This window comes from Haloferax sp. KTX1, assembly GCF_902410085.1.
Taxonomy (GTDB): Archaea; Halobacteriota; Halobacteria; order Halobacteriales; family Haloferacaceae; genus Haloferax; species Haloferax massiliensis.
In genome coordinates this window covers 244,968-261,095 of the sequence record NZ_CABPRH010000003.1, presented here as the reverse complement: position 1 = coordinate 261,095, position 16,128 = coordinate 244,968, and the positions used below count along the sequence as shown (strand labels likewise).

Below are 16,128 nucleotides of genomic sequence, written 5' to 3'. Positions count from 1 at the left end.
CGCGACACCCCATCCGACGCAGTCCCCTTGTTTCGGCATCGCGTCGGCGGGTGCGCGCTCGACACCCATGACGAGTACACAGCCCCGATTGCCGGTCGAACGCTCGCTCGCGCGAACGACGCTCGGCGTCGACCTCGCGTCGGCGGCGGCGCTCGCCGCCGCGGCCGTCGTGTTCCGCGGCCCCCCGGCGGAGGTCGGCGACGACGCCGTCGTCAGCGTCCTCCTGTTGGGCGTCGCCTGTACCGGCCTGCTGCAGCTCGCGGCGCGTGGCGGCCTCTCCTACCCCACCAACTCCGCGGGCGTCCTCATCGGTCTGTGGCTCGTCGGCGTGTCGTTCGACCTCGGCGCGGGTCATCTCCTGATGTGGGTCGGCGTCGCCGCGGGCGGCTGCGTCGTCGCGACGCACGCCGCGCTCGCGCGTGCCACCCCCTGACCCGCTTCGCGGCCGCTCGCCAGTCGGTGTTCGAAACGAAACTGACAAACACCCTATCGCGCAAGATTGACTCGGATGCCCCAAGACGTGAGCGACGAGTCTACCCTGCGCGCGCGGGCTCGCAGGGCGATACAGACGGCGGAGGTCGAACCGCGGTACGAAGATATCGCGATGAACGTGCTAGCGGTCGCCATCGGCGTCGTCGCCGGGCTCGGAGCCGTCGTCTTCCGGGTCGGCATCTGGGTCGTTCAGGAACTGCTCTACGGAACCTCGCTCAACCCGGGGAACGTCTCGTTCGCGCTCGTGCCCGTGACCAACGCCTTCGACCTCCTGTCCCCGCTCGGGCCGCTCCGCTACGCGGTCATCCCCGCGCTGGGCGGCCTCCTCGTCGGCGTCGTCGTCCTGCTCACGACCGACGCGGTCAAGGGCCACGGCGTGCCGAGCGTCCTTGACGCGATGCTGAACCGCGGCGGCCGCATCAGCCCGAAAATCGCCCTCTACAAGACGCTCGCGTCGAGCGTCGCCATCGGGAGCGGGGCGTCGCTCGGCCGCGAGGGACCAATCATCCAGATCGGGAGCGCCGCCGGGTCGTTCTTCGGCCGGTTCGTCCGGTCGCGGCACACGCGGACGCTCGTCGCCGCGGGGGCGGCCGCCGGCATCGCGGGCACGTTCAACACGCCCATCGGGGGCATCATGTTCGCGCTCGAAATCCTCCTCGCGGAGTACTACCTCGGCCACGTCATCACGGTCGTTCTCGCCGCGCTGACGGCGACGGCGGTCGCCCGCCCGATTCTGGAGTTCTCGCCGACCCCCGGCATCCGCGAGTTCCTCGTGCCCGCGTCGTACCAGCTGGTGACGCCGGCGGTCGAACTCCCCATCTACCTGCTTTTGGGCGTCGTCGTCGGCCTCGTCGGCGCGGGCCTCGTGAAACTGCTCTACGGCGTCGAGCACTTCTTCGAGCGCCTCGACGCGCCGGGCTATCTCAAGCCCGCGCTGGGCGGACTCCTGCTCGGCGTGAGCGTCCTCGTCGGGACCGTCGTCCTCGGCGTCGCGCCGGGGGAGGCCGCCGGACTCCTCCTCGGGGTCGGCTACGGCGTCGTCCACCGGAGCATCGACGGCGGCTTCCTCTTCGGCGCGCTCGTCGCGCTGGCGGTGCTCAAGGCGGTCGGCTTCTCGCTGTCGGTCGGCAGCGGGAGTTCGGGCGGCGTGTTCTCGCCGTCGCTGTTCGTGGGTGCCACCGTCGGCGGCGCGTTCGGCCTCGCGGTCCACGCGCTCGTCCCCGGGACGGCCCCCTCGGGCGCGTACGCGCTGGTCGGGATGGGCGGCATCTTCGCCGCCACCGCGGGCGCGCCGCTCACCGCCATCATCATCATCTTCGAACTCACCGGCCAGTACACCATCATCCTCCCGCTTCTCATGGTCAGCGTCGTCGGGAGCGAAATCGCGAGCTACCTCCTCAACGGCAGTACCATCTACACGCAGAAGCTCCGCGACCTCGGCTACACGGTCCAAGAGCGCCGCATCGGGAGCATCGAAGACGTGCACGTCGCCGACGTGATGACGACCGCCGTCGACACCGTCCAAGTCGGAACGCCGCTTTCGGAGGCCGTCAACCGGCTCCGCGACACCGACCACGGCGGGCTTCCCATCGTCGAGGCGGACGAGTCGCTCGCCGGTATCGTCGTCCAGAGCGACGCACAGGAGTTCCTGACCGAGAACATCGAGGCCCTCGACGGCGACGACGACCCGGCGGCGGACCCGCCGGTCGAGGACGTCGGCACGCGGACCGTCGTCACGACGACGCCGAACAGCAACCTCCTCCACGTCGTGGACGCGATGGAGGCCGCCGACGTGGGTCGCGTCCCGGTCGTCGACGGCGCGACGGTCGTCGGCATCGTCACCCGGAGCGACGTGCTCGACGCCTACGACGACATCCCCATCGAGTCGGCGGTCGAACCGACGCGCTGTCGCCGAGGCGACGAGGGGACGCAGTCGGAGTCGCGGGCGGCTCCCCCCACCGCGGCGGGCGACCGCTGAGCCGACGGAAAATCAGTTCGCGCCGACCTCGGGACCGATGAGGACCCAGTGGAGCCGGTCCTCTCCACCGGGGTGGCGCTCCCACCGGACGTGGTAGACGGCGGGTCCGTGCGGGCACGACGCGCAGCCCTCGGCGCACGGCGTCCGCTTGTGGATTTCGAGGTAGCCCGCGTGCGGCACGACTCGCGTGAGCACCTCGTCCGGACCGCGGAAGCGCTCTACCGCCGCTTTGCGACCGTCACGGCCGTCGCGCCCGCCCCGCCCGTTTCGGTCCTCGCCGCCGTGTTCCACTCGCTGTCCGCGCGCCCTTCCGCTTTCGACGTACTCGACGAGCGCTTCGATCTCGCTTTCGTCGAGTTCGGGCGTCGCCGCGGGCGAGTCGCTGGGCTCTCGCCGCTCGGGTTCGTCGCGGTCCATGCCGAACTCTCGTCGCGGCGTCGGTTTATACGAACCGGTTTGAAAATCACTAAGGGGTTGTCACAGCCCCCGCGACGCACGCTTCGAGGGGCAGTTCGCGTCGCTCAAGAAGAGGTCGTGGACTCCGAGTCCGACCGAGAGGTCCCGGAGGGGTCGATTCCGAGGAACTTCTGACAGAGCTGTCTGGCGGCGAACGAACAGAGGAAGTACCAGACGATCCACGCCGGCATGGGGCCGAAGACGGCGTCCTGCCAGCCGACCCGACCGACGAGGGGGAGAATCACGTGCGCGGAACCGGCGGCGACGTGGCCGCCGCGGACCTTCCAGCGCATCCAGAGGAACGCCGGGATGGTGACGAGCATTATCCAGACCATCGGCTTGAACTGGGCTTTCATGACGCTCCACTGGTCGCCCATCGCCTCCATCTGCTCCGCCTCGATGCGTTCGAGCGCGTCGTCGTCGCCGCGCTCTTTCGCCGCCTCCCGGCGCGACTTCAGGTCGTCCATCCGGGCTTGGTGGCGTTCGAGGAGTTCCGCGTCCTTCAGCCGGTCCTGCATCACGGTCGAGTAGAGGCCGGTCGCCGCGGCGAGGACGATGACCACGGCGTAGAACGGTATCGAGTGCGCCAGCGCCCCGAGCACGACGTTGTCGATGCCGGCGACCGCGTTCCGGACGCCGGCGTTCCAGTAGCCGGCGAACAGGACGACGACGCCGAGCGCGCCGAACTTGTCCCACCGAGACCACGACGAGTCGGCGTCGTCGCTCCCGTCCTCGGCGCCGGGGTCGCGCGACTGCAGTTTCGAGGCGATTCGGTCCGGGTCGGACAGGACGAAGCCGCCGGCCGCGGCGTCGCTCAGGACGCCCTGTTCGATGAGGCGACCCCACTGACCGCTCGACAGCGCGTCGTTCACGTCGCGCCAGCGGAGTTCTTCGGTTCCCTCCTTCGACCGTTCGACGACGACCGAGAGCGCCTCCCGCATCGCCGGATTGTCCAGTAACGTCTCTAGGGAGTCTGCGGGCATTCACTCGTCCCTATTCGAGCGGTCGTTATCAACGCTTCCCTCCGCCGGAACCCGCCGCGGTGACAGTCGCCGACTCGGCGTCGATTTAGCGGGCCGTGGTCGCGTCAATCAGTCTGTTCTCGGATTTGATACGCGATTTTCCCCCGAAACCGCCGGGCAACCGGGGACTTCTGTCGACGGCGCGGCCTCCCATGGTCGGTTGGATATATACGGAACGGGGTGGTAAGCGTCTCGTATGTCGAACGTTACCGCACCGACTTGCGAACTCACGGGTCCGACCAGACTCACGCTCAAACTCCGGCATCCAGACTGCTGGACGCTGGAGGTGACAGAGAGCGTCGACGCCGGTCTCACCGCTCACACCGTGTACAACACGCCCGAAGACACCGTGAAGGGGCATTTCACGGTCTACGCGGACCGGGTCGAAGATATCGACGACTTCGTCCGCGCGACCGAGCAGTCGCGGCTCACCGACTCCGTCTCCGAGTTGAGCCCCCGACACGAGTTCGACAACGACGCGTCGAACGTCGGCAACGCGACACGGGAGATGATGGTCGAGTACGACCCCGAAAACAGCATGACCGACTCGCTTCTGTCACACGGCTTCGTCCACGACGCCCCCGTCCGCGTCGACGACGGGTGGGAGTACTGGCCGGTCATCGACACCGACGACAGGGCTGACCTCCGCGAACGCCTCGACTCGCTAGAGGAGACGAAGGAGGCCGAAATCATCGTCACCAAGGTCACGTCCGTCGCCGGCGCGAAAAACCACGTCTCGCACCAATTGGACAAGCTCTCGAACCGCCAGCGCGAGGTGTTCGAACTGGCCTGCCGGCGCGACTACTACACGTGGCCGCGGAGGACGACCACGCGGGAACTGGCCGACGAACTCGACATCTCGAAGACGACGCTCCTCGAACACCTTCGGAAGGCGGAGGCGAAACTCCTCAACCAGTACGCGGACGCCAATTCACAGCTGTAGTCATCGCCGCTCGTTATTCGGTTCGATAATCGACGCCCCGATTTACTCCGGACATGGTGGTGTTCGTTCACCGGGCGGCGGCCGTGGCCGCGGCCGTTCGCCTCGCGCGCTAGTCGGCCCCCTGCGGAGCGCGCCAGTCGCAGTCCGAACAGCGTTCGATTCCGTGTCTCATCTGCGTCGCTGAATCGCACTTCGGACACCGTCGGGTCGATAGTCGTTCCGCGGTCGTGTTCGCCATGTCGTGGTTTTCGGCAGCGGGTGAGTTAGACTAGTATCTGTCTATGGGAGGGGGGTCCTCGTCAGGGGGCGGTCCTCCACGCGAATCGTCACTGGCGGTGCTCACCCCGGTCGTGCCCGTCTCGTGCGTATATTCACATCATCGACGATGACGCGGTTTCACCGGGGATTCAGCCCAGAACTATCTCTCTTGGTGATAGTTTCCACCGACCGTTCGGGGTCGCCGAGACCGCTTGAAGCGGGCCGTTTTTCAGTATCCGTCAGCAAATTCGGGCCATCGAACCAGTATCCATACACATCTGGCGTTGACGACACCCGACCATAGTAGCACATCCGTATAACTACCTTCTATTCAAGGAACTGAGTAAGATTATCATGACAGACTCTGAGGCGAGAACGGCGAGAGAAGAGTGGGGAAGCCGGTTCGGCTTCCTCATGGCGATGCTCGGCGCGATGGTGGGCGCGGGCAACATCTGGCGGATGCCGTTTACGACGGGCGAAAACGGCGGCGGTGCCTTCCTCGTGGCGTACATCTTTCTGTTGTATCTCATTGCGGTCCCCGGTCTGATGGCGGAGACGATGATCGGCCGCTACACGAACAACGGGGTCATCGGGGCGTTCAAGCAGGTCCTCGGGAGCAAGCGGGCGCGGGGTCTCGGCCTCGTGGTTCTCATCGTCAACGTGGCGCTGATGTCGTACTACGCGCCCATCATCGGCTGGGCGCTCTACTACGCCGGCCACTCGGTGCTCATGACGTTCACCCAGCCGGGGTTCCAGCCGCAGGCGTTCTGGGAGGGTTTCATCAACAACCCGGCGCTCGTCGTCGGGATGCACACGGTGACGATGGCCGGGTTGGCCGGCGTCCTCGTGTTCGGTATCCGCCGTGGCATCGAGCGCGTCGTGAAGTGGATGATTCCGCTGCTCGTCGTCGCGCTCGTGGCGGTCTCGATTCGCGGCATCACGCTCCCCGGCGGCATGGAGGGCGTCGCGTTCGTCTTCACGCCCGATTGGGGGTACCTCACCCGCGGCAGTACGTGGGTCGCGGCGCTCAGTCAGGCGCTGTTCTCGACGGGCCTCGGGTGGGGCATCGCGCTGACCTACGGGAGCTACCTCAGCCGGTACGACGACGTGCCGCTCGGCGGCGGCCTGTTCACCGCCATCGGGAACACGAGCATCGGCCTGCTCGCGGTGTTCGCCACGTTCCCCGTCGTCTTCGCGTTCGGACTCGAACCGAGCGCCGGGTCGAACCTGCTTTTCATCTCGATGGCGCAGGTGTTCCCCGAACTCCCCGGCGGGAGTCTGTGGGCCATCGTGTTCTTCGTCTCGTTCTTCTTCGCGACGTTCACCTCCGGACTCGGCATCACTGAGGTCGCCGTCACCACCGTCTCGGAGGAGACGCGGCTCTCTCGGACGGGTGCCGTGCTCGCGTCCTGCGGTGCCATTTGGCTGTTCGGTCTCCCGAGCGCCTACTCGTCGGCGTTCCTCGGGCGGATGGACTTCATGTTCGGGAGCTTCGGCCTCCCGCTCGCGACGCTTTCCATCATCGCGCTCGTCGCGTGGAAGTTCGGTCCCGAGCGCGCCCGCGTCCTCGACCTCAACCGTAACGCCGGCATCTACGTCGGCGCGTGGTGGAATCCGGTCGTGAAGTACGTCATCCCCGTCGTGATGGTGTTCATCCTCGGGTACGGCGTCTACTCCAGCATCGGTACGTCGAACCAGCGGTTGATGTTGCTCGGCGTCGCGTTCATGGCCGGACTCGTCGTCGTGAGCACGCTCGTGATGAGCGTCATCGGCGACGAGCCGCCGTCCGGTTCCGCGGCCGTTCCGGGAGGTGACGACTGAGATGGCCCTCTCGACGCTCACGTGGGTCTCGATGCTCGTCTCGCTCCTCCTGTTGCCCGGCGTCGCGGCCGCGGTCCTCGTCAAGTCGCTCCGAACCGAGGAGCGCAAACTCGCGCTCTTACGGGAACAGGACGACGTCGACAGCTACTCGTCGCGGGCGCTTTCCGACCTGCGTGAGTGGATTCGCGCGAACCCCGACGACCCCTACGCGCCGATTGCCCGCCGCCGCTACAACGAGTGCGTGCGGTCGCTCCGAGCGATTGACGAGCCGCACTACGACTGGTCCGACGAGCAAATCGAACGGCTCGAACTGGTGGACGAATGAACCGGGACGCCGCCGACGTCGACGCCGCCGAACTCGCTGACCAGAGTGGGTTCGAGTTCGAGGAACTGACCACGGACGCGTCGTTCACGACCATCGACACGCACACCGAGGGCGAGCCGACCCGCATCGTCGTCGACGGCATCGACCGCACCGCGCTCGCGGGCGACTCGGTCCGGGGGCGCCGCGACTCGTTCGCCGAGACCCACGACTGGGTGCGCGACCTGCTGATGCGGGAGCCCCGCGGCCACGACGGCATGTTCGGGGCCGTCGTCGTCGAGTCTACCCGTTCCGACGCGGACGTGGGCGTTTTCTTCATGGACAGTCGGGGCTATCTCGACATGTGCGGCCACGGGACCATCGGCGTCGTCTCCGCGCTCCTCGAACTGGGTCGACTCGACCGGCGCGAGACCGTCCGCGTCGAGACGCCGGCCGGGCTCGTCGAGGCGACGCCCGAGTACGCGTCCGACGGCGGCGTCGAGCGCGTCACGATAGAGAACGTCCGGTCGTTCGTCTACGACGAGACGACCATCTCGGTCTCGTTTCTCGACTCGCCGCTCCGCGTCGACGTCGTCTACGCGGGCAACTTCTTCGCGCTGGTCGACAGCGACCAACTCGTCCTGCCCGTCGAACCGCGGCACGCATCGACCTTCGTCGATTGGGGCCTCGAAGTCCGCGACGCCGTCAACGAGCGCCTCGACATCGTCCACCCGCTCACCGGCGAGGAGGGAGCGGTCTCGATTACCGAGATATACGGGAGGCCCGACGACGTCGACCGGAGCATCGTCGTCTTCGGCGAGGGACAGGTCGACCGCTCGCCGTGCGGGACCGGGACGTGCGCGAAGATGGCGCTCCTCCACGACGCCGGCGCGCTCGACATCGGCGAGTCGTACCTCCACGAGAGCATCGTCGGCACGCGCTTCGAAGGCAGACTCGTCGCGGCCGACGAACGCGACGGCGTGACGCTGACGACGCCGCTCATCACCGGGTCGGCCCGCATCACGGGAAAACACACGTTCGTCAAGGACGCGAAGGACTCGCTTTCGGGGTTCAGTATCTCGGCGGAGTAGCGGGTTCGGACCGCTCTTTTTCCGGGTCAGTCCAGCCCGCTCGATAGCTCCACGTCGTCGTTCTCCAACTCGCCGCCGGCCGGCGTCCCGCGGACGTCGCCCTCGCGCCAGGTTCCCCGGCGGAACCAGAGCCACGCGATGGCCGCGCCCACGATGTTCGAGACGAAAAAGGCGATCCAGATGCCCCGAACGTCGGTGCTCCCGAGGAACCAGAAGTCGGTCGGGAGGAGCCCCTGCGACGCGACGAAGGCGACCGGAAGCCGGATGCCGGCGAGCGTGACGACCGATATCACCGCGGCGATGAGGGTCTTACCAGCGCCCCGGAAGCCGCCGGTGAACGCCCGCATGATACCGATGAAGCCGAACGACAGCGAGACGTACCGCAGGAACTCCGCGCCCACGTCGAGCACCTCGGCGTCGGTGGTGAACACCGAGACGATTGGCTCCGGAACGAGGAAGATGGCGAGTCCGAGCAGGCCGAGGACGAAGAACAGCCCCTTGGCGGCGACGTAGTTCGCCTGCTCCGCGCGGTCGTACTTCCCCGCGCCGATGTTCTGTCCGGACATCGTCTCGACGCCGCGGGCGACGGCGATGGCCGGGAGGAAGATGACCGAGAACACGCGGGTCCCGATACCGAACGCCGCGACGACGGAGGTCGAAAACAGCCCGACGACGATGAGAAGCGCGTTGATGGAGAGCGCGCGGCCCGTCCCCTCGATGCTGGCGGGAATGCCGATGCGGAGAATCTTCCGCAGGTACCGGAAGTCCGGGCGCATGTCCGTGAGGTGAATCTGGATGCCCCTGCTCCCCGACACCATGATGGCGATGCCGACGACCATCGCGAGGACCCGTGAGATGACGGTTGCGATGGCCGCGCCCTGAATCCCGAGCTGGGGGAACTGAATCGGCCCGAGCGCCCACCCGTTGATGAAAAACGGGTCGAGGACGACGTTGAGGACGACGGTCCCGAACATCACGAGCATCGGCGTGATGGTGTCGCCCGCCCCGCGCATCAGCGAGATGAACACGAAGAAGCCGAACATGAACGGCAGACCGAGCGCGATGACCTGCATGTAGGCCGTCGCGCCCGGCAGCACGTCCGGCGAAGCACCGAGGAAGTCGAGGAACGGCCGGACGAGCGGATAGCCGAGCGCGCCGAGTATCGCGGACCCGAGGAACGCGAACGTGACGGTCTGCGAGGCCGCGTACTCGGCTTCGTCCGTCTCGTCGGCCCCGGTGTGTTGGGCGACGAGGACGCTCCCGGCGACGGACAGTCCCATCCCGAGCGAGATGAGGAGAAACACCATCGGGAAGGCGAACGAGATGGCGGCCAGCGCCTCCGTCGAGTACTGGCCGAGCCAGAACGTGTCCGCGAGGTTGTAGGCGGTCTGCAGGAGGTTCGTGACGACGATGGGAAGCGACAGGTAGAGAAGCGGCTTGACGATGCCGCCCTCGGTGAGGTTGAGTTCCTCTTGTCCCTTGAACAGGCTCATCCGTCCACCTCCTCACCCGGCGTCCAACCGAGGTGGAGTTCCAGCGCGTCCTCGACGACTCGCCGGGTCTCCGCGGGGTGCTCGTCGAGCGCGACGACGCGGGCGTGCGCGCCGTTGCTCATGGTCGTGATTAGCCGCGCAATCTCTTCGGGGTCGCCCTCGTCGAAGTGCCCGGCCTCAACGCCGTCGCGGACGATGTCGGCGACGACTCCGCGCATCACGCCGTCGAAGTCGAGGAAGCGCTCGCGGAACAGTTCGTGGTAGGGCGCTTGCGCCTTCAGTTCCATGATAGCCACGGGAAAGCCGTCCGATTCGGGGTCCTTCGGACTGAACACGGCGTCGAGAACCGCGTCGAGGCGCTTTCGCGGGTCGGCCGCGTCGAACGACAGCTTCGACTCGAACCGCTCGATGAGGTCGTCGAGAAACGCGTTCAGGAGTTCCTCTTTCGTGTCGAAGTGGTAGTGAATCGCGGCGCTCGTCACCGACGACTCGTCCGCGATTCGCTGCACCGTGAGGCCGGCGTATCCGTGTTCGCAGAGCGCCCGATTGGTCGCGTCGAGTATCTCGGCTCTGGTCTCTGCGTCCATTCTGCCCCGACTTACTAACTGGTCAGTTAAGAGGCTTTGGACCGAGGACCGCTCTGTGGGGGCGTCTCACGGCGCTCGACTGCCGGAGTTTCTAAGTGCCCGAATCGGGTACCCGAGTACACGTGTCTCTCTCGCCGTCACCGTACGTGGGTGCGCTCGTCCTCGCCGTCACCGTACGTGGGTGCGCTCGTCCTCGCGACCGTGATATCCGCCGGCGTCGCGAGCTACGGGTGGCGGTACCGAGACGAGTCGAGCGGACGCTGGTTCATCGCTCTCACCGTGAGCGGCGGCTGTTGGTCGCTGTTCGAGGCGTTCTACCTCCTCGCCGGCTCGACGCCCGTCCGCCTCCTGTGGTACGTCCTCGTCTCGGTACCCGCCGAGGCGACGGTCATCTTCACCCTGCTTTTCGCCCTCGAAATCGCGGGCTACGAGCGGTGGGTCTCGTGGCGGACCGCGGCGCTGCTCGCCGCGTGGCCCGCATTGGCCGTCGTGGGAACGACGACGAACGCCCTCGGGGTCCACGCGCTTCTGTGGGAGTCGCTGTCGTTTTCGACCGTCGGGGGAATCACGACGGCCGCAATCGTCTACGGGCCGTTGTTCTTGGTGAACGTGGGCTACAGCTACGTCGTGGTCGGAGCCGCGCTCGTCGTTCTCGGCATCCACTCCCTTCGGAGCCACCAGATATACCGGAAGCAGGCGCTCGTCCTGTTCGTCGCGGTCCTCGTTCCCGCCGTCGTCGGCGCGGTCGACCTCCTGATGCCGTTTTCACCCGTGAACCCCGTCGCCGTCTCGTTCGCCGCCACGTCGTCGCTGTTCGCCGTCGGTCTCTCCCGATACCGCATCCTCGACATCAGCCCCATCGCGCGCGACCTCGTCATCGAGCGGATGGCAGACCCGGTCATCGTCGTCGACCGGAAGGGCAGACTGGCCGACACCAACCCGGCGGCGCGGGCGCTGTTCGACGTCGCACCCTCGTCGCTGGGGACGCCTCTCGCCGACGCGTTCGACGCGGAGACCGCCGAGTCGCTCGAAACCGGTGGGGAGCTTCGCATCGTCGACAACAACGGCGAGGCGCGGCACTTCGAGGTCGACCGGTCGGCCGTGACCGACGGCCGAGACGCGGTCCGCGGCCACCTGCACATCCTCCACGACGTCACCGAGCGCCGCGTCCGCGAGCGGTGGTTCCACGCGCTCACCGAGAACGCCTCGGACCTCATCTTCGTCCTCGACGCCCACGGCTCGGTCACCTACCTGAGCGATTCGGCCGCCCAGACGCTCGGAGCCGACGAGGACCCGAGCGAGTCGCAGACGCTGGCGCGGTTCATCCACCCAGACGACGAGGAAGCCGGCATCGAGACGTTCCGAGAGGCGCTGGAACGTCCCGACGAGGACGCTATCGCCGAACTCCGGTTCCGCAGTTCGACTCGCGGGTGGCGCGTCTTCAGCGTCCGGTGTCGGAACCTCCTCGACGACCCCGTCGTCGGCGGCGTCGTCGTCAACGCTCAGGACGTGACCGACCGCCGGAAGCACGAACAACAGCTCGAAACGTTCGCCAACGTCGTCTCTCACGACCTGCGTAACCCGCTGAACGTGGCGGAGGGCTACCTCGAACTGGTGAAGGAGGCCGACCGACCGGACCCGGACCACGTCGAGCGAATCGAGGCGGCCCACGAGCGCATGGGCGAAATCATCGCCGACGTGCTCGCGCTCGCCCGCGGCGGGACGGTCGACGAGCGCGAGACGGTCTCGCTCGACGCCGTCGCGGCCGAAGCGTGGACGAACGTCGAAACCGGCACCGCCACGCTCGATATCGAAGCGAGCGCGTCGTTCGACGCGGACCGGACCCGGCTCCTCCAACTCTTCGAAAACCTGTTTCGGAACGCCGTCGAGCACGGCTCGACGGGCAGTCGGGATTCTCCCGACGACGCCGTGGAACACGGTTCCGCGGGCAACCAGACTGCGTCTGGTGACGCTGTAGAACATGGTTCTACAGGCCGCCGGGGTTCCCCCGGCGACGGCGTGACCGTCACGGTCGGCGCGACTCACGACGGCTTTTTCGTCGAGGACGACGGCCCCGGCGTGCCGCCGGCGGACCGCCCGAAGCTCTTCGAGTCCGGCTTCACCACGGCCGACGACGGCACCGGCTTCGGCCTCGCCATCGTCCAGACCATCGCCGACGCTCACGGCTGGTCGATCGGCTACGAGGACGACCCGGACGCCGGCGCGCGGTTCGTGATTCGCGGCGTCGACCGCGCCGCGGACTCGGCGCAGGAGGCTGGCGTGGCGTCGTCGGACGACGCCTGACCACCATCCTGCGGGTCGCTGAACCGTCGCCGAGTCACTGGCCGGGCGGCCGGGCTACCAAAAGCGGTTCTCGCCGAGTCGTCGCAGCGCCTCCTCGATGGTCGCCTCGTTGCGGGAGAACGTAAAGCGGACCCAGTCGGCGCTCCCCTCGGTGTAGAAACTGCTTCCGGGGACGACCGCGACGCCGGCCTCGCGGACGAGCCTGTGGGCGAACTCGGCGTCGTCTGCGTCGCCCGGATAGCGCGTCAGCATGTAGTACGCGCCGTCCGGCTTCACGGGGTCGAGACCGACCGCTCGGAGCCCGTCGTACAGCAGTTCGCCGCGGCGCTCGTAGGACTTCGAGAGGTCGTCGTAGTAGTCCGCCGGGAGCGACAGCGCCTCGACGCCCGCCCGCTGGAACGGCGTCGGCGCGCAGATGCTCGTGTAGTCGTGGACCTTCCGTAACTCGGCCGAGAGTGGCTCGGGCGCGAGCGCGAATCCGACGCGCCACCCCGTCACGGAGTACGTCTTCGACAGCCCCGTGCAGACGACGGTCCGCCCGGCGAGTCCGTCGATTTCGACCGGGCTGACGTAGTCGTCCGCGTAGACGATGTGCTCGTATATCTCGTCGGTGACGACGACGAGGTCCTCCGCCTCGGCGACTTCTGCGACCAGTTCGAGTTCGGCGGGCGAAAAGACGTTGCCCGTCGGGTTGTGCGGGTGGTTGAGAATCAGCATCGACGCGTCCTCGGCGGCGTTCCACAGCGCGTCGGCGTCGAGTTCGAGGCCGTCGGTGATGTCGAGCGGTATCGGCTCGCCGCCGGCGAACTGGACGGCGGGAATGTAGCTCTCGTAGGTCGGCTCGAAGTAGATGACGCCGTCGCCGGGGTCGCAGAGCGCGAGGAGCGTCGAGACGACGGCCTCGCTCGTTCCCGTGGTGACGGTGACCTCCGTTTCGGGGTCGTAGCGGACGCCCTTCCACTCGGCGTAGCGCTCCGACACCGCCTCGCGGAGCTCCGGCAGCCCCCACGTGATGGTGTACTGGCTCGACGTGTCGATTGCCTCTTTGGCGGCCGCCTTCACGCTCGCCGGCGTCTCGTCCTCGTCGGGAATCCCCTGCGAGAGGTTGATGGCGTCGTGTTCGTGCGCCTCGCGGGTCATCTCCCGGATGACGGACTCGCGGGTTCCCGCGACGCGCTCGCTCCCGATGCGTCGTGAAAAGGGGGACGGTGTCGGCATACGTGGGCTGGGACTGGCTGGCACATGAATCTTGGCGGACGCTCTCGCCGCGCGCTTCACGCTCGCCCCGACGAACGTTTTAATGCGATGAGGCCGACGTACCACCTGTATGTCGAACCGTCGCGGGCCGGACTTCGAAACGAGGATGGCCGAAGACGAGGAGATCGACCCCCCGTCGCCGTTCGTCGAGCAGGCCACCGTTACCGACGACTCGGTCTACGACGAGTTCGAGGCCGACTGGCCCGACTGCTGGGACCGAGCGGCGGCGACGCTCGACTGGTTCGACCCGTACGAGTCGGTCCTTCCGGCCGACGACCCCCCGTTCGAGTGGTTCGCCGGCGGAACGCTGAACGCCTGTTACAACTGCGTGGACCGCCACGTCGAGAACGGCCATAAGAACCGCGTCGCCATCAAGTGGGAGAGTCACCTCGGCGAGACGCGGACGTACACGTATCAGGACCTCTACCGCGAGGTCAACGAGTTCGCCGCCGCGCTCCGCGCGCAAGGCGTCGAGGAGGACGACGTAGTCACGCTCTACATGCCGATGATTCCGGAACTCCCCGTCGCCATGCTCGCGTGCGCCCGCATCGGCGCGCCCCACAACGTCGTCTTCGCGGGGCTGTCGGCGGACGCGCTGGCGACGCGACTGGAGAGCGCGGACTCCCGATTCCTCGTCACCTGCGACGGCTACTACCGGCGAGGGAGCGCCATCTTCCTGAAGAGCAAGGCCGACGACGCCCGCCTGAAGGCCGCCCACGACCTCGAAGAGATGGTCGTCGTCGAGCACCTCGGCGAGACCGAACACCTCGGCGCGGGACAGCACACCTACGACGAACTGGTGGCGGCTCACGCCGGCGCGGAGGTCGACCCGGTCGAACGGGCGGCCGACGACGTGCTGTTTCTCATCCACACGTCGGGGACCACGGGCGAGCCGAAGCGCGTCGAACACGTCACCGGCGGCTACCTCGCCCACGTCACGTGGACGTCGCAGGCGGTGTTGGACCTCAAGCCCGAGGACACGTATCTCTGTACGGCGAACATCGGCTGGATTAGCGGCCACTCGTACGTGGTCTACGGCCCGCTGGCGCTCGGAACGACGGCGGTGATGTACGAGGGGACGCCGAACTACCCGGAGCGAGACCGCATCTGGGACCTCATCGAGGAGAACGCCGTCGACGTGTTCTACACGGCCCCGACCGCGATTCGGTCGTTCATGAAGTGGGACACGTCGCTCCCCGGGTCGCGGGACCTGTCGAGCCTCCGCCTGCTCGGCACCGTCGGCGAACCGATCGACCCGCGCGCGTGGAAGTGGTACTACGAACACATCGGAAACGGGAACTGCCCCGTCGTGGACACGTGGTGGCAGACCGAGACCGGCGGCATGATGATAACGACCTTACCGGGCGTCAAGAAGATGAAACCCGGCTCCGCCGGCCCGCCGCTCCCCGGCGTCGGCGCTCGGGTCGTCGACGGCCGCGGCGAGGAGGTCCCCGTGAACGAGGCCGGCTATCTCGTTCTCACCCGCCCGTGGCCCGGCATGCCGCTCGCCCTGCGACGCGGCCGCCGCTGGGGCGAGGAGGCTGCGAAGCTCGACGTGGACGGCTGGCACTACTTCACCGGCGACGGCGCGAAAGTGGACGATGACGGCTACGTCACCGTGCTCGGACGCGTCGACGACGTCATCAACGTCTCGGGCCACCGACTCGGCACGATGGAGATCGAGTCGGCCGTCGTCGGCGTCGAGGGCGTCGTCGAGGCCGCCGTCGTCAGCGTCGCCGACGCCGACACGGGCGGTATCCACGCTTACGTCACGCTGGAGACGGGCGTCTCCGGGGACGACGACCTCCGCGAGCGCATCGCCGCACACGTCCGCGAGCGCATCGGCCCGATTGCCACGCCGGACGCCGTCGTGTTCACACCGGACCTCCCGAAGACGCGCTCCGGGAAGATTATGCGACGGTTCCTCGAAAACATCACCAACGGCGAGGAGTTCGGCGACACGTCCGCGCTCCAGAACCCGGAAATCGTCGGCGAACTCGAATCCATCGTCCGAGAGGGCTGACGACCGTTTCGGGAAACTCTGTCTATGCGAAACGGGGTTAGTGCCGTTCGAGATCGGAGGATACCGCTAATTGCTGTTTCCATCCTGTCGATACTGTACTTC

General features: G+C 67.3%; 13 protein-coding genes. 8 read left to right on the top strand and 5 right to left on the bottom strand.

Annotation, left to right across the window (positions count from 1 at the left end):
- The first annotated feature begins 67 nt into the window (after positions 1 to 67).
- Together FY251_RS07445 and FY251_RS07440 are read left to right on the top strand one after the other, a co-directional pair.
- Entirely contained in the window at positions 68 to 433 is a 366-nt protein-coding gene (locus tag FY251_RS07445; protein WP_255516629.1) for a hypothetical protein, read from the top strand.
- A gap of 171 nt (positions 434 to 604) precedes the next feature.
- Positions 605 to 2,470, top strand: coding sequence for a chloride channel protein (locus FY251_RS07440; protein WP_255516628.1), 1,866 nt, complete (start codon positions 605 to 607; stop codon positions 2,468 to 2,470).
- A 12-nt stretch (positions 2,471 to 2,482) separates the two neighbouring features.
- On the opposite strand, the gene FY251_RS07435 is transcribed toward FY251_RS07440, so the two are convergent.
- Positions 2,483 to 2,887, bottom strand: coding sequence for a hypothetical protein (locus FY251_RS07435; protein ID WP_148414145.1), 405 nt, complete (start codon positions 2,885 to 2,887; stop codon positions 2,483 to 2,485).
- Between the two features lie 104 nt (positions 2,888 to 2,991).
- Positions 2,992 to 3,909 (bottom strand): DUF106 domain-containing protein, encoded by a 918-nt coding sequence (locus tag FY251_RS07430; protein WP_187367368.1) that lies wholly within the window; start codon positions 3,907 to 3,909, stop codon positions 2,992 to 2,994.
- 235 nt (positions 3,910 to 4,144) lie between these two features.
- On the opposite strand from FY251_RS07430, the gene FY251_RS07425 reads away from it, so the two are divergent.
- From FY251_RS07425 to FY251_RS07410, 4 genes are all read left to right on the top strand, one after another.
- The gene (locus FY251_RS07425) at positions 4,145 to 4,891 is read left to right on the top strand and encodes a helix-turn-helix domain-containing protein (protein ID WP_148414144.1); all 747 of its coding nucleotides are present in this window, start codon (positions 4,145 to 4,147) and stop codon (positions 4,889 to 4,891) included.
- A 612-nt stretch (positions 4,892 to 5,503) separates the two neighbouring features.
- Positions 5,504 to 6,970, top strand: coding sequence for a sodium-dependent transporter (locus FY251_RS07420; RefSeq protein ID WP_148414143.1), 1,467 nt, complete (start codon positions 5,504 to 5,506; stop codon positions 6,968 to 6,970).
- 1 nt (position 6,971) lies between these two features.
- Positions 6,972 to 7,295 carry a hypothetical protein gene (locus tag FY251_RS07415; protein WP_148414142.1) on the top strand — a complete coding sequence of 108 codons (324 nt, stop codon included), beginning with the start codon at positions 6,972 to 6,974 and terminating at the stop codon, positions 7,293 to 7,295.
- Complete coding sequence (locus tag FY251_RS07410; protein ID WP_148414141.1) at positions 7,292 to 8,362, top strand: proline racemase family protein; 1,071 nt, start codon at positions 7,292 to 7,294, stop codon at positions 8,360 to 8,362. Before FY251_RS07415 ends, FY251_RS07410 begins: the two co-directional genes overlap by 4 nt.
- A 26-nt stretch (positions 8,363 to 8,388) precedes the next feature.
- On the opposite strand, the gene FY251_RS07405 is transcribed toward FY251_RS07410, so the two are convergent.
- Positions 8,389 to 9,855 (bottom strand): MATE family efflux transporter, encoded by a 1,467-nt coding sequence (locus FY251_RS07405; RefSeq protein WP_148414140.1) that lies wholly within the window; start codon positions 9,853 to 9,855, stop codon positions 8,389 to 8,391.
- Positions 9,852 to 10,442, bottom strand: a complete 591-nt coding sequence (locus FY251_RS07400; RefSeq protein WP_148414139.1) for a TetR/AcrR family transcriptional regulator — start codon at positions 10,440 to 10,442, stop codon at positions 9,852 to 9,854. The genes FY251_RS07405 and FY251_RS07400 overlap by 4 nt, the downstream gene beginning before the upstream one ends.
- A gap of 177 nt (positions 10,443 to 10,619) precedes the next feature.
- On the opposite strand from FY251_RS07400, the gene FY251_RS07395 reads away from it, so the two are divergent.
- A complete protein-coding gene (locus FY251_RS07395; protein WP_148414138.1) occupies positions 10,620 to 12,746 on the top strand; it encodes a histidine kinase N-terminal 7TM domain-containing protein in 2,127 nt (708 codons plus the stop codon).
- A 54-nt stretch (positions 12,747 to 12,800) separates the two neighbouring features.
- Here the strand turns inward: FY251_RS07395 and FY251_RS07390 are convergent, their stop codons facing one another.
- Positions 12,801 to 13,964 (bottom strand): pyridoxal phosphate-dependent aminotransferase, encoded by a 1,164-nt coding sequence (locus tag FY251_RS07390; RefSeq protein ID WP_148414137.1) that lies wholly within the window; start codon positions 13,962 to 13,964, stop codon positions 12,801 to 12,803.
- Positions 13,965 to 14,109: 145 nt separating this feature from the next.
- On the opposite strand from FY251_RS07390, the gene acs reads away from it, so the two are divergent.
- Complete coding sequence (gene acs / locus FY251_RS07385) at positions 14,110 to 16,026, top strand: acetate--CoA ligase (RefSeq protein ID WP_148414247.1); 1,917 nt, start codon at positions 14,110 to 14,112, stop codon at positions 16,024 to 16,026.
- Positions 16,027 to 16,128: the final 102 nt, after the last annotated feature.